The 18,835-nt window shown below is 38.2% G+C and carries 22 protein-coding genes; 12 read left to right on the top strand and 10 right to left on the bottom strand.

Annotation, left to right across the window (positions count from 1 at the left end):
* Nucleotides 1-16: 16 nt before the first annotated feature.
* Nucleotides 17-733: a hypothetical protein gene (locus FTV09_RS04090; RefSeq protein WP_257222798.1), complete on the bottom strand. Its 717-nt coding sequence runs from the start codon at nucleotides 731-733 to the stop codon at nucleotides 17-19.
* A gap of 324 nt (nucleotides 734-1,057) precedes the next feature.
* Nucleotides 1,058-1,507, bottom strand: a complete 450-nt coding sequence (locus tag FTV09_RS04085) for a GNAT family N-acetyltransferase (RefSeq protein WP_067762807.1) — start codon at nucleotides 1,505-1,507, stop codon at nucleotides 1,058-1,060.
* A gap of 280 nt (nucleotides 1,508-1,787) precedes the next feature.
* Between FTV09_RS04085 and FTV09_RS04080 the strand changes: the two genes are divergently transcribed.
* From FTV09_RS04080 to FTV09_RS04070, 3 genes are read left to right on the top strand one after another with little or no spacing between them, the layout of a single operon-like run.
* Nucleotides 1,788-2,792, top strand: a complete 1,005-nt coding sequence (locus FTV09_RS04080) for an adenosine kinase (protein WP_180056868.1) — start codon at nucleotides 1,788-1,790, stop codon at nucleotides 2,790-2,792.
* Between the two features lie 14 nt (nucleotides 2,793-2,806).
* The gene (locus tag FTV09_RS04075) at nucleotides 2,807-3,118 is read left to right on the top strand and encodes a Rieske (2Fe-2S) protein (RefSeq protein WP_171256669.1); all 312 of its coding nucleotides are present in this window, start codon (nucleotides 2,807-2,809) and stop codon (nucleotides 3,116-3,118) included.
* 16 nt (nucleotides 3,119-3,134) lie between these two features.
* Nucleotides 3,135-3,743 carry an OB-fold-containig protein gene (locus FTV09_RS04070; protein WP_180056866.1) on the top strand — a complete coding sequence of 203 codons (609 nt, stop codon included), beginning with the start codon at nucleotides 3,135-3,137 and terminating at the stop codon, nucleotides 3,741-3,743.
* Between the two features lie 85 nt (nucleotides 3,744-3,828).
* Here the strand turns inward: FTV09_RS04070 and FTV09_RS04065 are convergent, their stop codons facing one another.
* Complete coding sequence (locus FTV09_RS04065; RefSeq protein ID WP_180056864.1) at nucleotides 3,829-4,455, bottom strand: YidB family protein; 627 nt, start codon at nucleotides 4,453-4,455, stop codon at nucleotides 3,829-3,831.
* 102 nt (nucleotides 4,456-4,557) lie between these two features.
* Entirely contained in the window at nucleotides 4,558-5,028 is a 471-nt protein-coding gene (locus tag FTV09_RS04060) for a DUF6231 family protein (RefSeq protein ID WP_180056862.1), read from the bottom strand.
* Nucleotides 5,029-5,062: 34 nt separating this feature from the next.
* Here FTV09_RS04060 and FTV09_RS04055 point away from each other — a divergent pair, with 34 nt between their 5' ends.
* A complete protein-coding gene (locus FTV09_RS04055) occupies nucleotides 5,063-5,932 on the top strand; it encodes a DUF2797 domain-containing protein (RefSeq protein ID WP_067762833.1) in 870 nt (289 codons plus the stop codon).
* Between the two features lie 80 nt (nucleotides 5,933-6,012).
* Here the strand turns inward: FTV09_RS04055 and FTV09_RS04050 are convergent, their stop codons facing one another.
* From FTV09_RS04050 to FTV09_RS04035, 4 genes are all read right to left on the bottom strand, one after another.
* Nucleotides 6,013-6,915 (bottom strand): alpha/beta fold hydrolase, encoded by a 903-nt coding sequence (locus FTV09_RS04050; protein ID WP_180056860.1) that lies wholly within the window; start codon nucleotides 6,913-6,915, stop codon nucleotides 6,013-6,015.
* Between the two features lie 277 nt (nucleotides 6,916-7,192).
* A complete protein-coding gene (locus FTV09_RS04045) occupies nucleotides 7,193-9,058 on the bottom strand; it encodes a SurA N-terminal domain-containing protein (protein ID WP_067762800.1) in 1,866 nt (621 codons plus the stop codon).
* A gap of 131 nt (nucleotides 9,059-9,189) precedes the next feature.
* Entirely contained in the window at nucleotides 9,190-9,462 is a 273-nt protein-coding gene (locus FTV09_RS04040) for an HU family DNA-binding protein (protein WP_067762799.1), read from the bottom strand.
* Between the two features lie 165 nt (nucleotides 9,463-9,627).
* Nucleotides 9,628-10,098, bottom strand: coding sequence for a phasin family protein (locus tag FTV09_RS04035; protein WP_067762798.1), 471 nt, complete (start codon nucleotides 10,096-10,098; stop codon nucleotides 9,628-9,630).
* Between the two features lie 208 nt (nucleotides 10,099-10,306).
* Between FTV09_RS04035 and FTV09_RS04030 the strand changes: the two genes are divergently transcribed.
* The 8 genes from FTV09_RS04030 (at nucleotide 10,307) to fdx (ending at nucleotide 16,478) form a co-directional block, all read left to right on the top strand.
* The gene (locus FTV09_RS04030; protein ID WP_180056858.1) at nucleotides 10,307-10,954 is read left to right on the top strand and encodes a hypothetical protein; all 648 of its coding nucleotides are present in this window, start codon (nucleotides 10,307-10,309) and stop codon (nucleotides 10,952-10,954) included.
* Between the two features lie 112 nt (nucleotides 10,955-11,066).
* Nucleotides 11,067-11,540, top strand: coding sequence for an Rrf2 family transcriptional regulator (locus FTV09_RS04025; RefSeq protein WP_067762796.1), 474 nt, complete (start codon nucleotides 11,067-11,069; stop codon nucleotides 11,538-11,540).
* 1 nt (nucleotide 11,541) lies between these two features.
* Nucleotides 11,542-12,759, top strand: coding sequence for an IscS subfamily cysteine desulfurase (locus FTV09_RS04020; protein ID WP_067762795.1), 1,218 nt, complete (start codon nucleotides 11,542-11,544; stop codon nucleotides 12,757-12,759).
* 104 nt (nucleotides 12,760-12,863) lie between these two features.
* Nucleotides 12,864-13,250 (top strand): Fe-S cluster assembly scaffold IscU, encoded by a 387-nt coding sequence (iscU, locus tag FTV09_RS04015; RefSeq protein WP_067762794.1) that lies wholly within the window; start codon nucleotides 12,864-12,866, stop codon nucleotides 13,248-13,250.
* 37 nt (nucleotides 13,251-13,287) lie between these two features.
* Entirely contained in the window at nucleotides 13,288-13,608 is a 321-nt protein-coding gene (iscA, locus tag FTV09_RS04010; RefSeq protein ID WP_180056856.1) for an iron-sulfur cluster assembly protein IscA, read from the top strand.
* 102 nt (nucleotides 13,609-13,710) lie between these two features.
* On the top strand, nucleotides 13,711-14,226 hold the full coding sequence (hscB, locus tag FTV09_RS04005; protein WP_067762792.1) for a Fe-S protein assembly co-chaperone HscB: 516 nt from the start codon (nucleotides 13,711-13,713) through the stop codon (nucleotides 14,224-14,226).
* Between the two features lie 37 nt (nucleotides 14,227-14,263).
* Nucleotides 14,264-16,123, top strand: coding sequence for a Fe-S protein assembly chaperone HscA (hscA, locus tag FTV09_RS04000; protein WP_180056854.1), 1,860 nt, complete (start codon nucleotides 14,264-14,266; stop codon nucleotides 16,121-16,123).
* A gap of 16 nt (nucleotides 16,124-16,139) precedes the next feature.
* A complete protein-coding gene (fdx, locus tag FTV09_RS03995; RefSeq protein WP_180056852.1) occupies nucleotides 16,140-16,478 on the top strand; it encodes an ISC system 2Fe-2S type ferredoxin in 339 nt (112 codons plus the stop codon).
* A gap of 196 nt (nucleotides 16,479-16,674) precedes the next feature.
* On the opposite strand, the gene FTV09_RS03990 is transcribed toward fdx, so the two are convergent.
* Together FTV09_RS03990 and FTV09_RS03985 are read right to left on the bottom strand one after the other, a co-directional pair.
* Nucleotides 16,675-18,138 (bottom strand): adenylate/guanylate cyclase domain-containing protein, encoded by a 1,464-nt coding sequence (locus FTV09_RS03990; protein WP_180056850.1) that lies wholly within the window; start codon nucleotides 18,136-18,138, stop codon nucleotides 16,675-16,677.
* A gap of 61 nt (nucleotides 18,139-18,199) precedes the next feature.
* Nucleotides 18,200-18,634 (bottom strand): HIT domain-containing protein, encoded by a 435-nt coding sequence (locus tag FTV09_RS03985; protein ID WP_067762788.1) that lies wholly within the window; start codon nucleotides 18,632-18,634, stop codon nucleotides 18,200-18,202.
* Between the last annotated feature and the right edge of the window lie 201 nt (nucleotides 18,635-18,835).

The raw sequence follows: 18,835 nt of genomic DNA, 5'->3' as shown, positions 1-18,835 counted from the left end.
TTGTGATAGAAAGGCGCTACTGAATGGATTTGTTTTGATACTTATCTTGACATGTTGACCAATAAATACAGATCAAAATTGCAATCAGCAACACAAAGGAAGCAGCAAATCGACTTAAATCCAAACCACCTAAACTTAGCGGCTTATCCAAAAAGTCGCCAACCACAGCGCCTAATGGGCGCGTTAAAACAAAGGTAGTCCAGAACAGTAAAGTCCGTGATACAGAACTAAAGTAATACAGCAATGCCATTAACACGATGAGACTGGAAAATAACACCATGTCACCGATATACCCCAAACCTGCACTATCAGAAGCCCAATCTCCTAAAGCCGTACCCAAGGTTTGGGAAAAGGTAATGGTCAGCCAATAAAAAATCTCTGCCCGTGGCTGATTGACACTATGCGGATTAATTGTGCCTTCAACTTTGTACCAACTGAATAAAGAAACCAGTACCAGCCCAATTAAAATTAAAGTTCCGCCTAAATAGCCAATACCTAAGGAACGATCAACAAAATCTGCCAAGGTCGTCCCTACTGTGGTACTGGCAATAATGGTTGCCCAATACAGATATGACTTATAACTTTTGGCTTGTATCTGAAAATATAGTAATACTATAAATATCGCTGCGAAAATAAAGGTACTGACCAAATATCCCAAATTCATGGACATTGAAAGTGCATCACCACCGGTTTCACCAAAAGTGGTCGCAAAAATCTTCGTGATCCAAAACAAAGCGGTAATGGCAGGAACTTTGATTAAATGCTACCGAAGCTCAGTTGTATCCATACCTTATTTCTCTATAAATATTTATCCTTATCATTGACTGCAAAACTTAATTATTTATTAAGGTGCTGTATGAAGTTATATGAGTCAAATTAAATATTAATCTGCTTAGGCTATTTTATTCATCTTCAAATTCAGCTCATCCTTTCATTCAGTTAAATTAAAGCATCTCACCAAACTATAGATACAAAAAAGCATCCCGAAGGATGCTTTGAGAGTTTATAGACCATTTTAAACTTTAAGATTTAAACCTATTAGCTGAAAAAGGTGCCGCTAAACTAAATATTTAAAATAGTTGTAGTTTGGATGACTCTCTACAAACACATAGTTTTGCTTTTGATAAAAACTTGCTGCGGATTTGGTATCTGTATTTAGACACAGTGCTGAAAAATGTTTTTTTGCACCCTTTTCAAGTTCGATGAGCAATTGCTTACCCACGCCATGTTGACGGTACTGCGGATGCACATAAAAACGGCGCACACGACCAATACGTTCTTCAATACCAGTATCACCCCATTGTTGATTCAAGCCGCCACAAGCAATTAGTTTATCGCCATCATAAGCCAATAAAAGCTGTTCGCCAGTTTGATCAAAACGGTTTTTACCACTACGAAATTCTTCGATTAAACGGTGTATAAACACATAGCCTTCATGCTGCGCTAAAGCAGCAATATTTTCAATTTGAGCTGGCAATTGGTCAGCTTGGCGAATAGTTATTTCCATATATCCACACTTTTTAATCAATTTATCTATTTATATCGACAGCAAAATTCAACTTACTGCACTTAAACCCTGTAGCTCTATAAGATTAAAAAAATAGCTTTTATACAATAGCAAAGCTGATTAAAACGGCAACAATTTAAAAAAAATATTCAAAAAAATGATCAATATGAGTGAAATATATACACACTTGTCTTCTAATTGAATTTTCTTCAACAAACTACAGCAATCCTGAGCAATCGTGTAAACTTAACACTTTCATTTTTTGATGTGATTGAACAACATGGCAACAGTTGACCTTTTTGCAATTGGTAACGCACTTATTGACCAGGAATTCAAAGTCTCCGATGACTTCCTAACTCAACAAAATCTGCAAAAAGGCACCATGCAATTGACTGATGGTGATACTCAGGCAGCTTTGTATAACAACCTTCAAGCGACTCAGGAATATAAAGGTCAAGCTTCAGGTGGTTCTGCTGCCAATACAACTGTAGCTTTCAGTGCATTAGGTGGTTCTGCATTTTATGCATGCCGTGTAGGTAATGATGATCTTAGTCAAGTTTACTTAAATGGTTTAAACGAAGCTGGCATTCAAACTGCAACTCAATCAATCAGTGAAGGTGTGACTGGTACATGTATGGTACTTGTCAGCCCTGACTCTGAACGCACAATGCATACCTATCTTGGTATTACTGCTGAATTGACTGATGCTCAAATTGACTTCAGCACATTAAATACTGCGAAATGGTTATATATTGAAGGCTATCTCTCAACATCTGACACAGCTCGTCAAGCAGTCAAACAAGCCCGCGAAATAGCGAAAGCCAATGGTGTGCAAATTGCATTAACACTCTCAGATCCAGCGATGGTGCAATATGCACGTCAAGGCTTAGATGAATTACTTGATGATGGCGTTGACCTTTTGTTCTGCAATGAACAAGAAGCACTTATGTACACAGAAACTGATAATTTAGAATCTGCACTTACTAAATTGCAAACACTAAGCAAACACATTGTCATTACATTAAGTGCCAAAGGTGCTTTAATTCATAACGAATCAGCGACATTTATCGTTCCTGGCCGTAAAGTGACTGCGGTTGATGCCAATGGTGCGGGTGATGCTTTTGCAGGTGCTTTCTTATATGCACTCAATGCAGGTCATGATTATAAAACTGCTGCACAACTTGCGATTTTAATTTCAAGTGAAGTTGTTTCTCAATTTGGTCCTCGCTTAGACGTTGAAGACTATGCTGCCCTATTACAGTCTTTCCAAAAGGAATGTGCTTAATGTTTAAAATCTGTATGACAGATGACGTGCCTGAACGTGAAGCACGCTCTTTTGAAACACCAGATGGCGATACCATTTTCATCACTCAACGTGATGGTATGTTTTATGCTTACCAAAATTTATGTCCGCACTTACAAGTCGAATTAGAGTTTTTAGAAAACCAGTTTCTAGACCGTGACCAAGAGTTCATTGAATGCTCAACACATGGTGCTCTATTCACTGTAGAAACAGGCGAATGTATTTCTGGCCCTTGCCAAGGTCAAGCGCTTGAAAAAGTAAGTATTAACGTGCATTCTGATGGTGGAATTTACCTCACAGAAGAATAACCTTTGGAACTTCGCCATGTCCGCATTTATCACAGACAGCAACTTAATTATTTTTCATTTAAGTTTATTGGCTGTGCTTTTGTTGGGCATGGTGGAAACCATTGGCTATTACATTAATTTTAGACCGACACAATTAATAAAGCGCATATTTCCACAGCGTTTACATGAATTAGCATTGCTCAATGTGAAATTCTCTAAATCTTTGATTTTATTTTTCTTGTTAATGAATTTTAGTTTTGCAGGCTATGTGCTGCAATTTTGCATTCATGCACAAGAAGGACACTTTGTACCTTCATATTATTTATTCCTTCCTGCACTGATTATCGCAATATTTTTTACAGTTTTTATGATTCATTGCTTAGATCAAGTCGTACCACCAAAATATAAAAAACATTCAGTCAATTTACTTGGCCGTTTAGCGACGATTTCGAGTGGTAATGCTCGACCCGGCTTTTCTGCTCAAGCACGTGTACGAGATGAATTTGGTCAACTACATTATGTACAAGTTGAACCTGAATTTGGGGAACTTGAATTTCAATCTCAAATTATTTTAATTCGGCAAAAAAAATCACATTATGTCGGCAAAAAAATCTGCTTATCCAACCGACTCTTTAATCCTTCTTGAACTTGCAACCACAAATCAAATTATTAATTGTGTTAACGCCCATAAAAAAAGCCAGTCTAAACTGGCTTTTTACATTCAATCAGACTTAACGTTTTAAGAAACCTGAAACCATATTGAGTACTTGTTGAATATCATCATTGGCTTCATTTTGATTTGTTTGACCCGCTTGCGGTGTTAATGAATCAATAATTTGTGGTAATACAGTTGAGATTGCACTATAAACATCTTGCTTCGGTGTTTGTGTTTCCTGCGCCACTTGTTCAATTTCAGCATCATCAAATAAATTTTGTACTTGCTGAGTGTTTACAGCTGCATTCTCGCCCGGTCCTGTAGACACCCAGTCATCTACTTGACTGGTTAGACCTTGTCCACGTAATTTATCCAATGCACCTTGTAAACCACCTTGCTTTTGAATCCATGCCAAGACCAAAGGCAATACTGCAATTAAAATTGTAGATGCGCCACCGCCAGAAGTACGTTGCTGTGGTTGCGCAGCGCCACCCAACTGACCCAGTACAGAACCTAAAATACCACCCAAACCACCTGCCTGATTTTGAGCGTTGGTTTGTGTGTTTTGAGTATTTGCATTATTACCCAACTGACCCAATACAGAACCTAAAATACCGCCTAAGCCACCTTGTTGGTTTTGAGCACCTACTCCACCTAACGCTTGCTTTGCTAAAATTTCCACAATGCTATTTAAATTTGTCATTTTATTATTCCTAGATAAACCTCGTTACAGCATACGTGGGAAAAGACAATTCAATAAGTGCAGTTTGTTATTTTTTGCAAAGATTAGACAACTAAATCATTGTTACCAACGGAATTTATTCCAATTTTCTGGGTTCGCCCAAAACTTAGAGTTAAACCAATCTGGGATATGTTTATAGGTTAAAATATTAAATTGCCACAATGCAAAGTCACTATCATGAGTGGTCTTATCAATTAACTGAGTGAAGCCTAGTGCACGCAATAATTGTTCATCTTGTAATGTACTCACCACCACGATTCGTTTTGCCAGCAAGTCCCGTAGTTTGACCAGCATCTGAGATTTTTGTTGCTCATCTAAGTCTCGCATCATTTCGCTATCCAAAATCACAAAGCCAAGATCAAATCGCTGGGTAAAAGGCAGACTTAAAAACTCAGTTACGTTAAAATGATGCCATAGAATTGGATGAAATTGATTGTATTGTTCAAGATTTTGACCAATACAGATTGCGGTTGAAATAGGCTGCTCTTTCGACAAATCGTCTAGCATAGAAGTGATGACATTTTGTTCAGCCATTTGCCGCATCCTTATTATTGAAGAGAGAATTCGTATGGAACTACAAGGCATTTGCCATAAAATGCATGCAGGTCTTAAGGACCTTAGTGTAACTGATCAACATACACACAAGGCAAATGTTGAGTATAAATTTATTCTAGATCGTTCAGAAGTTGACCTACCATTTAATTTAGGTCAAGAAATTGAGATCGAAGCGACTGGAAATATTTACTGCGTTTCTTGCGGAGCAAAAACGCCAAAATCATATTCACAAGGTCATTGCTTTAAATGCATGAAAACCAAAGCCTCTTGTGATATGTGCATTATGAAGCCTGAAACTTGCCATTATCATTTAGGCACATGCCGTGAAGACGATTTTGCACATGAAGTTTGCTTCCAACCGCATATCGTCTATTTAGCAAATTCGAGTGCCTTGAAAGTGGGTATTACCCGTCTTGGACAAATGCCAACGCGTTGGTTAGATCAAGGCGCTACACAAGCTCTCCCCATTATGAAAGTTGGTTCTCGCCGTCTTTCAGGACAGCTTGAAGTCATGTTTGGTACACAGGTTGCCGATAAAACAGATTGGCGTAAATTGCTTAAAGGCGAAGCTGATCCTATTAACCTAATTGAAATCCGAGATCAATTGGTTGAAGAGTTTGCACCCAAAATTCAAACCATTCGTGATGAATTCAGTCAAAAGCTCGAATTCAATGAAACGGTTGAATTACTTGAAGATGAATTGCCTCGTCAATTTATTTATCCTGTGGACGAATATCCTGAAAAGATCAAGTCACATAATTTGGATAAGACTCCGATTATTCGTGGAAAATTACAAGGCATTAAAGGTCAGTATTTAATTCTAGATACCGGTGTAATCAATATACGTAAATACACGGGTTACGAGATTAAGGTACGTACATAATCTATTAAATCTTCTAATAAGCAAAATAAAAGCGAGAAATATCTCGCTTTTATTTTTAGATTGTACTGCTCAATAGACGGTTATTTCACTTTTGATAAAAACATCAAATAAGGCTGTACCACCAACTGCTCTGCTTCAAGTATCGGCATATGTCCAACACCATTCAATATCAAAGGTTGTTCAGCATTTTTAAATAGCGCTTTTAACTCATTAGCCACATCCACATTAATAATTTTATCTTGCTTTCCCCACACGATAAACACAGGTACATCAATGCCTCTAACCAATAAAGCGAATGCGTCTGGAGTATAATATTTAGACATCGCAACCAATTGATCAACCATTTTTGTTGTATTTTTCGATTGGTTGATCATGAGCTTTTCCTGTCCAGTTTTAATTTCCTGCGGAATAAAAGGTGGACTTTGCATTGCTAGGCTCATTAGTCGATCAAAATCACCTGTTTTACGCACAACTAAATCATTAAGCTTCGTTGTATCCTTTAAGTAAATCGTATTTGCAGTTTTAAATACACCCGCTGTATCGACAAGCATCAATGATCTCACCTCTAATGGATACTGTGCTGTATAGAGCATAGCAACTGCACCACCCATTGAGTGACCGGCCACATGCAAGTTTGGATTCAGCTGAGCAGCATCAATAAACCGTCTTAACTTTTCTGTTTGGTTCGGTATAGATAGGTCAAACTGATCTGTAACAATCGTTTCCCCATGCGCGGGCAAATCAGGAATAACAACATGATAATTCGGTGTTAAGTAACGGGCTACACGGTTCCAGTTATCACGTGTACCTGACAAACCATGTAGCAGTAGTAGTGTTGGCTTCCGCGGATCTCCACCCTCGCTATACGCCCACTCAATATCGTTATTTTTTACTTTCTTACTCGTTAATCCAGCCCATGCTCTTTCTTGTTGCAATACACTTTGAAAATTTATTTCGACAGAAAAAGTGCACATGCTAAACATCGTAAGCAGTAATCCTATGATTACTTTAAAGGAAGAATAGGAAATTAAAGCTTTTCTGTAATCGATAAAATTTTTAAGATTCAAACGGGTTAAGTGATCCATCACATTTATCCTTTATTGCTATTACATTATTTTTATACGTAATTTTCAGTTTTAACTTTTAATCTAACTGATTTAATCCATCTTGGCATTTGCACACTCGCTAAAATAAATTTCTTAATTGAGCAATTTAGCCAAAAAAAACCAGCCCGAAGGCTGGTCTTTAATCCAAAATCAATTATTTGATTTTTGCATGATCTTTTAAATAACGTGTGTAATCATCAAATTCTTGCTGACCACGTAACTGTTGATAAAGTTTCGCAAGTTCACCTAACTGCTCACCAGTTAAAGCATCATCAGCTTGTTTTTTCACGTTTGTTACAGCAACAACCACCAATTCATTTGGTAAATTTGTTGTTGTCACTGACCAGAAACCTTCTTTAGGTGCTTTTACACTAAATGCAGCACGCTGAATTTCACGTTTTAATAAACCATCAGCACGCGTGAATGTGCCTGCATTTTCAAAGTTTAAATTACCTTTAGCAACTGACGCAGCCGGTTTAGCAGCAAACTCTTTTAATGCTGTTTGAATTTGAGCTTTAGCCGCATCTGAAGCTTTTTGCTCAATCAATTTCGCTTTTACCTTCGCTTTCGCTTCAGCTAAAGTTTGAACGCCTGCTGGATGATAATTACGTACTTTAACCCAAACCACATCGCCATTTTTTAACTGAATGCTTGAAGATACGTTACGATCACCATTTTTCACATCATCATTAAACAATTTAACTTTAACGTTAGCATCGCTTAATACAGGATGTTGTGAAGATAGCGTCAAGCCATTGATTGATTGAACTTGTACACCTTTAACTTCCTGACCTACCACATCAAGAGCATCGCTGCTTACAACCATATCATTCAGACTATTTACAGTATCTGAAAAGACATTAGCAGTTTTCGCTTGCGCAACTTCAGCTTGTAGACGCGCTTTTTCTTGCTCCAAACTACCAACATTTGCTTTTGGCGTTACCGTTTCAATTAAATGATATCCCGCATCAGTTTTCACTGGTGCAGAGACTTGTCCAGATTTTGAACTTACTACAGCAGCATCAAAGGCATCACCAAATACACCTTTTTCATACGTTGCAAGCTCACCGCCTTTAGCTTTAGATGCAGGATCTTCAGAAAACTGAGCTGCAGCTTGATCAAAACTCATACCTGCTTTAATTTTCGCAGCAATACTATCTACTAATTTCTTAGCTTCTGCATCAGAACGCGTATCTGCAGTAATCATAATATGCTTCACAACAGGCTTCATCGCTTGCTGTGCTGTTTCTACATATTGGTTATAAGCCTCTTGCAATTCAGCATCAGTCGCTGGTGTAGCCGGCGCAGCGACATTTGCTGGTGTTAACACAACAAAGTCTGCATCCACGCTCGTTACTTGTTTAAACAAGTTTTTATGCTTTTCATAGTAAGCTGCAAGTTCTGCATCACTCACTTTCACATTTTTCTTATAATCTTCAAGATTGATACTCGCTAACTGAATAGTACGCTGTTCAGTTTGCAAATTAGCAATTTGCAGAATATCTAGCTTACTTACTAATGCATAATTCATAAATGTTGTAGATAACATTTTCAATGCATGGTCTTTACGTAAATTATCAATGAATGCGCGATTCGTCATACCAATTGATTCAAGGTATTTCGCAAACTGCTCATCAGAAAACTGACCATTGACTTGGAAACTCGGCTGCTGATGAATCATTTGCACAATTTGTGCATCACTCAAACTAATGCCTAACTTGTCAGCTTGTTGTAATAACAATTGGCGTGATACCAAAGTGTCCATTGCTTTATTGCTAATGAAATTTTGGTTTAATAAGGTCTCATCACCTTGAGCATAAGCAAGATATTGTTCTTTTAAAGAGTTCGTGAGTGCTTCGAGTTCTTTTTGAGAAATTTCAGTACCGTTTACAGTCTTTGCTGTATCTTTTGATCCACCACTAAAATATCCTTCAATACCTACAAGTGCTAAAGGGGTCAAAAACAAAACGAGCAAGACCTTGCCCAACCAACCCTTAATGACTTTACGAAACGATTCCATAAGTATTCCAATATTTTATTTGCGGTGAATTTTAACCGAAAACCCGTGATGAATGAATGCGATATATTGATTAATCACATTTACCAATAAAAAACGCGCCAAAAATGGCGCGTTTCATGTGCTTAACAGAATTAAGCTACAGAATCTTTCAAGCCTTTACCAGCTTTGAAGCTAGGTACTTTGCTTGCTTTGATTTCTAAAGTCGCACCAGTTTGTGGGTTACGACCAGTACGTGCAGCGCGTTCTTTAACGCTGAAAGTACCAAAACCAACTAAAGTTACTGTATCACCAGCTTTAAGCGCGTTGGTAACAGCAGCAATCGTTGCATCTAAAGCTTTACCAGCGTCAGCCTTAGATAATCCCCCATTGTCTGCAATTGCATCAATTAATTCTGATTTATTCATGAAAATTACGTCCTCTTAATATCGTTTATTTAAGGTCCAAGAATGTGTTTAAAACGCCATAGCGCCTTTATAGCAATGCTTTAGGGTCAAACGCAATACTTCTGAACCTCTTTTTATGCAAAAAAATGGCGAAAAAACCTTGAAAATTAAATAATAGTTAAAACATTACTGTTTTTTTCGTATTTCTGTCCGCAATTGGGCATTTTCTTCGGCTAATTGGTCAATCTTTGTATGTAATTGAAGTATAAGCCTTTCTAAGTGCTGTAAATCCTTTACAGTGACCAATCCTAAACGGTTTAAGGAATGATTAACACCATTATCTAAGATTTTTTCAACTTTATCTTTTGTATCTGTAACCGACTCTTTGGCTTTTTCAGAGACTTTTTCTACAGTTTGGTCTGCAATATCAATGGTTTTTGATTCAAGCTCTTCTCCAACCTTGACCAATGAGTCAAAAAGTTTATTTCCCTCACCTTCAGCACGTGAAAAAGCACCTAAACCTGCCAACCAAATTTGCTTAGTATATTTACGAAAATCCATCTTAGATTTTCGGTCTGAAAATCCTCGATTTCTTGACTTTGGTGGTTTTTCTACCTGTTCTTGCACATCATCGTTCACGCTTTCGGTATTTTCCATAAGCTGCACTTCTCCTGATTGTTTTATGTGCGTACTGACATGTAATCCTACAAATTCTCAATAGAATAGCAAACATAATACTTGATAGATTCGTTAAACTGTTCTACAAAGCTGGTGAATTGCAAAGTTTTTGGTATATTCTTAGTTCGAAGATGGGCAGGAAGCTCATTACACAATGCATTGATGTTTTTTAAAGGACCGATTTTTTATGAGCGATACGCAACAAGGTCAAGCTCAACCTCATTTGTTGCTGACGATGACATTGATTGTTCTAGAGACTATTTTTACCTTTATTCTCAAACATGACCGTGTTGTCGCATTACAAGCGAAGAAATTTGTCGATCAAAAGGTTGCTTTAAAAATAAATAGCTACATTCCTTATTTTGACTTTTATGTTCAGTTTACTGAGCATGGCATCTTATTTGATACTAAATCACCAAGCAAAGCTATTGACCTAGACGTGCGTACCACATTGATGGACTTGGTTAAAATTTTTGTTTTTGGTAATCGCAAAAGTATCAAAAGCATGCGTATTGATGGTGACATCGTCCTCAAAGACGAATTCCGTGATTTAGTTTCATTATTTAGTGTTCCAAAAATTTTAGCTGATTGGAAACATTGGTTATCTGAACCTGTCGATGAAAACAATGTTGTTGCATCTAAGAAACGTATTGCCCCGCTTTTAGAAAAAATTGAGCAACAACGTTCAAAAATCAATACATTACAGGTTGAAGTGAAGCAATATAAAAACCGTATTAAACGTATTGAACGTCGTCAAAAGCGAATTAATATCGCATTTAGTCTAATATCTGTTCTTTTAATAACGTTATTAGTGTATAATGTGTGGTTCAATTAAATACATAATTTTTCACATAAAATAAAACATTTAAACAACCTCAAAAAAACTTGACTATTTTAGTCAGGATTCATAAAATCTGCACATCTAGACTTAACATGTGTATCGAATCATGCGCTTAACAACTCGCGGTCGCTACGCAGTGACTGCCCTACTTGATCTCGCTTTGCAGCCTACTGAACAGACGATTACTCTTGCCGAAATTGCAGCTCGTCAAACCATTTCAGTAGCTTATTTAGAGCAGTTATTTGCTAAATTGAAGCGTCACGGCTTAGTGTCCAGTATCCGTGGAGCAAATGGTGGTTATCACCTTGCTCGTAGTGCTGAAGACATCACTGTTTTGGAAATTATTGAAGCTGTAAATGAAACAGTTGACGCAACGCGTTGTGACCATAAAGGCAACTGCCAAAATGGTGCGATGTGTTTAACTCATGATTTATGGCAGGAACTCTCCCACCACATTGCCGATTATCTTGCAAAAATCACCCTTGCTGACCTAGTAGCACGTGACAACGTTCAAACCGTATCACTTCGCCAAAACTCAACAAATTTTGATTCAGCCCTTTTATCGGTTACAGGTATTTGACATGAAGCGTCCTATTTATCTTGACTATGCAGCAACTACTCCTGTAGACCCTCAAGTCGCAGAACGTATGATGGAATGTTTAACGTTTGACGGTACTTTTGGTAACGCAGCGTCACGTTCTCACGCTTACGGCTGGCAGGCAGAAGAAAAAGTAGAATATGCTCGTGAACAAGTAGCCAATCTTGTAAAAGCTGATCCACGCGAAATCGTATGGACTTCAGGCGCAACTGAATCTGACAACCTTGCACTAAAAGGTATTGCTCAGTTCTACGGTTCTAAAGGCAAACACATCATTACAAGTAAAATCGAACATAAAGCGATTCTTGATACATGTCGTGAGCTTGAAGAAGAAGGCTTCGAAATTACTTACCTTGAGCCAGAAGCTAAAACAGGTTTAATTACACCTGAAATGGTTCAAGCTGCACTTCGTCCAGACACAATTCTTGTTTCACTCATGATGGTAAACAACGAAATTGGTACTGTTACTGACGTTGCTGCAATTGGCGAATTAACTCGCGCAAACAAAACTTATTTCCACGTAGATGCTGCTCAAGCTGCTGGTAAAGTAGAAATTGATCTTTCAACTATGAAAGTTGACTTGATGAGTTTCTCTGGCCATAAAATCTATGGCCCTAAAGGCATTGGTGCACTTTATGTACGTCGTCAACCACGTGTACGTATTAAAGCGCAAATGCATGGCGGTGGTCATGAACGTGGCATGCGTTCTGGTACACTTGCAACTCACCAAATTGTGGGTATGGGTGAAGCATTCGAGTTAGCGGGTAAAAACCTAATTGCAGAACAAACTCGTCTACGTGTACTTCGTGACAAACTTTGGAATGGCCTACAAGGTCTTGAACAGGTTTTCCTAAACGGCCACCCAGAACACAACGTTGCAAACTACTTAAACGTAAGCTTCAACTTTGTTGAAGGCGAATCGTTGATGATGGCACTAAAAGATGCAGCAGTATCTTCAGGTTCAGCATGTACATCTGCAACCTTAGAACCATCTTATGTGCTACGTGCACTTGGTTTATCTGACGAACTAGCGCACAGCTCAATTCGTTTCAGCTTCGGTAAATACACAACTGAAGAAGATATTGACCATGTACTTGAAATTACTCAAGCTGCTGTAGAAAAATTACGTGATCTTTCTCCACTTTGGGATATGTACAAAGAAGGTATCGACCTTAACTCTGTAGAGTGGGCTGAACACTAATTCATTCCAATGAAATCGCTTTTTATTGAGGCGATTTCATTGATTAACGTAATTTCACCCTCATATTAAATCTTAAGGCTGACCCCGAGGTTTGGAGACGCATCATGGCTTATAGCGAAAAAGTAATTGATCATTACGAAAACCCTCGTAATGTTGGTATTTTAGATAAAAATGCAGAAAACGTTGGTACAGGTATGGTCGGTGCACCTGCATGTGGCGATGTAATGCGTTTACAAATTCAAGTAGATGACAACGGCGTAATTGAAGAAGCTCGCTTCAAAACTTATGGCTGTGGTTCTGCAATTGCTTCTAGCTCTTTAGTAACAGAATGGCTAAAAGGCAAAACGCTTGATGAAGCTCAAGCAATCAAAAATATTGATATTGCAACTGAACTTGCTCTTCCACCAGTAAAAGTACACTGCTCTGTACTTGCTGAAGATGCAATTAAAGCTGCTGTAGAAGATTACCGTAGCAAGAAAGTAAAAGCTTAATTGTTCACGCGTTTTAAGAAAGATTAACGGAGTTTTCATGATCCATTTAACTGAAAATGCTGCAACTCATATCAGCAATTACCTATCAAATCGCGGTAAGGGTGAAGGCATTCGCGTTGGCGTGAAAACTTCAGGCTGTTCAGGCTTGGCTTATGTACTCGAATTCGTAGATGAAATCGACACACATGACCAAGTATTTGATCAGCACGGTGTTAAAGTTTTTGTTGACCCTAAAAGCTTAGTTTATCTTGAAGGTATGGAGATGGATTACGTCAAAAACGGTTTAAACGAAGGCTTCGAATTTAACAACCCGAATAAAAAAGGTGAATGTGGCTGTGGTGAATCGTTCACTGTTTAACCCTACACTTCTCTCTTTTGGCATTAAAACAGTGTAATATTCACTGTTTTAATTGCATTTAAAGCACCACTTTTTGCACATCTATTGCGGACATTATCTCCCATGAATCATTTTGAGTTGTTTAACCTTCCCGTAGCACTCGATATTGATTTAGCAGTTTTAAAATCAGAGTTTTTAAAGTTGCAGCAACAATATCACCCAGATAAAGCTGAAGACAAAGATCTTGCGCTGATTAAATCAAGTGAAATTAATCAAGCGTTTAAAGCTTTATCCAATGTAGATAGCCGCGCTGCGTACCTCCTAAGTTTAAAAAAACAAGATTATCATCTCGATCAATCGATTAGTGATTTTGAATTTTTGCAGGATGCTTTAGAAATTCGTGAGCAGTTAGATGAGGCTCAATCAGCCGATGATCTAAGCTCTCTTAAAACTGAAGTTCAGCAATGGATTGACGGCTTGGTACGTGAGTTCAAAATTGATTATGACGACCAAGACTGGGCTGAAGCGCGCGATACCGTTCGTAAACTCCGCTTCTTCCAAAAAGTAATGGCTGATATCGACAAAACTGAAGATCGCTTCTTAGACGATGACAGTTTTGACTTAGATGATGATTTTTAATTTATTTTTAATATTTGACGCTCAAAGGATGTAACACATGGCTCTCTTGCAAATTGCAGAACCTGGTCAATCAAGTGCGCCGCATGAACACCGTATTGCAATTGGTATCGATCTTGGCACGACACACTCGTTAGTAGCCACGGTACTTTCAGGCAAAGCAAAAGTGCTCAACGACGAACACGGTCGAGTGTTACTTCCGTCAATTGCACATTACAGCGAAAACACATCGCAATATGGTGATGATGCAAAACCGTTTTTAACGACGGATCCAAAAAATACCATTGTGTCTGTTAAACGTTTTATGGGTCGTTCTAAAGCAGATATTAAGTTTCAACATCCCTACGAACTTGTAGGTGAAACGAATGAGATGCCTGCTTTTGAAACCATTCAAGGCCGTAAAACGCCTGTTGAAGTGTCTGCAGAAATTTTAAAACAACTGAAAGACCGTGCAGAAAACAGTTTAAAAAATCCTGTAAATGGCGCGGTAATTACTGTTCCTGCTTATTTCGATGAAGCTCAACGTCAAGCGACACGTGATGCAGCGCAACTTGCTGGCCTAAATGTTCTACGTTTATTGAATGAACCGACTGCTGCAGCGGTGGCATACGGTTTAGACCAAGACACCAATCTAGCTCATGACCAAAACTACGTGATCTATGATTTAGGTGGTGGTACTTTTGACGTTTCTATTTTACGTTTTTCACAAGGTGTATTTGAAGTTCTAGCTACAGGTGGTCACACTGCTCTTGGTGGCGATGACTTAGACCGTCTTATTGTGAAATGGGCAAAGAAACAACTCAATATTGAAACCCTAGATGATGCCGAATACGCACATTTTATTGTTTCTGCACGTAAAGCCAAAGAAGCGCTAACAGATGCTGAAAGTGTAGAGCTTAAAGTTTTAGACCAATCTTTAACTTTAGACCGCCCTACCTTTGAAGCTATCATTAAAATTGCTTTAGACAAAACCATCAGTGTGTGTAAACGCGTGATGCGTGATGCCAAGCTTGAACTAGACGACATCAAAAATGTGGTTTTGGTCGGTGGTTCGACACGTTCTTATGCGGTGCAAAAAGCAGTTGCTGAAGTCTTTAATCAAGAACCACTTTGCACAATCAACCCAGATGAAGTCGTTGCAATTGGTGCATCAATTACAGCCAATCAGTTGATTGGTAACTCGAAAGATGGCTCTTTACTGCTTGATGTTACACCACTCTCACTCGGCCTAGAAACAATGGGTGGATTAGTAGAACGTTTAATTTCACGTAATACTGCCATTCCAGTTGCGCGTCGCCAAGAATTTACCACTTATCAAGATGGTCAAACAGCGATGTTGATTCACGTTGTTCAAGGTGAGCGTGATTTGGTTGAGCATTGCCGTAGCTTGGGCCGTTTTGTGCTTCGTGGCATTCCACCAATGACAGCTGGTCAAGCACGCATCGAAGTGACTTTCCAAGTTGATGCTGATGGCTTACTGAGTGTTTCAGCGAAAGAAACAACTTCTGGCGTACATGCACAAATTGATATCAAACCATCTTATGGTTTATCAAGCGAAGATACCGAACGTTTGCTTTTAGATGGCTATAAGTTTGCTGAAGAAGACAAAAATTTACGTCATCTACAAGAAACAAAAGTAGAAGCAAAACGTGAACTCGAAGCGCTTGACCAAGCACTAAAAGTTGATGCGCATTTGATGACTGAAGCGCAACAAGCGTCTTTAGCATCTGCTCGCTCTGTACTTGATGAAGCATTAGAGACAACAGATATCAAAGCTATTGAACATGCTGTAGAACAGCTTAAAATACATAGCGATGCATTTGCCGCTGCACGTATGAATCAGCACATTGATGCCGCATTAAAAGGCACAAAACTCGATGACTGGTCAAACTCAAATTAATTTATAGGTAAAGACTATGCCACGTATTAAAGTATTGCCTCACGCAACGATTTGCCCAAATGGCGCTGAGTTTGAAGTAGAAGCAGATGCCAACCTGTGTGAAAGCATGTTAAAAAACGGCATTAAAATTGAACATGCTTGTGATATGTCTAAAGCATGTACAACATGTCACGTGATTGTACGTAAAGGTTTTGATGGCTTAGATGAAATGGATGATGTTGAAGCAGATCTACTTGATCGTGCTTGGGGCTTAGAACCTGACTCACGCTTATCTTGCCAAGTTAAAATTGAAAATGAAGACTTAGAAGTTGAAATTCCGAAGTACACCATTAACCATGCTTCTGAAAACCACTAAAAACTAAAGTCTTGTAATAAAATTTGTGATTCTAAGAAGCCAGTGTTTACGCTGGCTTTTTTGATGAAAACAATTCAATCCGTTTACTTACAAACAATAAGCTTTATAAAACTTACCAACATTATAAAAATGGATTGCTCTAGAGAAATGGTTCGCAATGAAAAGTAAAATGTCCGAATGTGACTTTTAATTATAGTTAGTGAAATTCGGTCTTTTTCACTTCCTCGATCACTTCATCTTCTAGATTTAACTTAACAATACCTTCGGAATTTGTCATTTTTTGCTGGGTTTGAAGGCGTTTAATCATTCGCTCTAATACATGAATCAACTCAGGATATTCAAAGTTTTGAACTTCATCCAAGTTCAACAGTAAATGAAAACCTTTATACTCGTAATCGAACCAGCGTTGGTAATCGGTTTTTTGTGATGTGTATTTTTCCATGACTTGCCATGTACGAACTGGCCCCTTAATCCCTTTTAGGAAAATAGGTGCTTTAGGCGCACAGAGGTAATCACTTTTAATTAAATGGTGCGTATCATCAGAAATTAAGATTTCATCGACTTCTGCAGCACTTTGTAAACGAGCTGCCAAATTGGCATCACGACCGACAATGGTATAAGCCATACGATGTGCAGCACCATAATTCCCTACGTGACAATAACCCGTCGAAATACCCATACGGATATGTAACGGTGGATAGCCCATTTTAATCCAACGTTCGCGCAACAATTTCATTTGTTGACGCATGACCATCGCCATTTCAAGACAAATTTTCGCGTCTTGCTCAACACCTTGACTGTGTGGATCACCAAAGAAAATGAGGATTGCATCGCCCATAAACTTATCAACCGTGGCTTCATATTGCTTAGCAATTTCGGTCATGTGACTGAGATAGTCATTGAGTAAGAATGCTAAATCATCTGGAATAAGCGTTTCAGAAAGTTCGGTAAAACCCTGAATATCTGAAAAGAAAATAGTCATCTTCTTACGTTTATATTCAATTTTAGCTTCAGACTCACCTTTCATAATCGATTGCCAAAGCTGCATTGGCGCATAGCGACTAAGTTGGTTTGCAAACTCCATATAACGATTCATTTGATCGTAATAGTGGTCTTTTTTATTGCTGATATATTGAACTTGACTACGTTGATAAAAGGTACCTACACCAAAGTAGGTAATCAAACACATAAAACCAAGAACAGTTAACTCACTGCTTGTTGCCTCGAAATATTCTTGGAATCCAAATACATAGATATTACAGATGTAAAATACTGCAATTCCAATCAGGCTTGCTAATGACAATAAGAGAAAATTAATTTTGTTGTAAATTGAAGTATAGAGCAGAGCAAAAATAGCTAAGAACGTCAGCACTAAACTTAAATGAACTGCCGACAGCATCACTGAAATAATCACAATATCAATGAGGAATAAAACACTACGCTTTACCCGATTGCTATAACGATAAATTAACCAGTGAGAAAGTTTTGGAGTAATCAGTAAAAGAAAGAACAAAAATACAGGAATGTAAATTTGGTATTGCGTATCCGGCTGGGTGTAATGATAGACAACAACCACCAAAGACAGCATGATATATCCCATCATACGATGGAAATACTCAAACTGTTTAGGTTCTTTGCTGATTAAGTTGTCTAACGGCACTTAGTCGCTCCATTACGGACATTCATTCTTCTACCATCCTGATATTGTCCGTAAATCGGGATTAGTCCATACGCCAGTCAAATGGCATATCACCTTGGCCACGAAGCGCAAGCATTAATGTTTGACGCATATGAGCCAATACATCATTGTTGTAAGGAACTGCTGGCGTACCCCAAACTGGTTTAGGCCAAGCCACATCATTTTGATAACGTACTACATGATGAAAATGCAATTGTGGAACCATGTTACCTAAAGCAGCAACATTCATTTTGTCCGCACGGAATACACGTGATAATTGGCTTGATAACCAACTAGATTCACGTAAGAATTGTTCTTGGTCTGCCTGACTCAATTCATAAAGTTCAGTAATTCCAGGCACACGTGGAATCAAAATTAACCACGGAAATTGCATATCATTCATTAAACGACATGTTGACAGTGGAAAGTCGCCTACATAAAACGTATCTTGAGCAAGTTGTGGATGTAAACTAAACATATCTTTATAAATGATGCAAAATTAGAATGATGGCTAATACTATCACATCCTTAGAGGTGTGAATATTCTGCACAGAGCCTTTCATTACAAATAAACTGCATTTGAAATAACGCTCTGCTTAATTACGACTTTAATAAATTTTTAAGAAAAATCAAGCGTTTCTTCATAAGAAACACTACCTGATCAGTGCAATGCAGCAAC

The sequence above is a fragment of the Acinetobacter sp. YH12227 genome, from assembly GCF_013417785.1.
GTDB classification, from domain to species: domain Bacteria; phylum Pseudomonadota; class Gammaproteobacteria; order Pseudomonadales; family Moraxellaceae; genus Acinetobacter; species Acinetobacter gandensis.
This window is presented reverse-complemented; position numbering and strand designations above follow the sequence as displayed.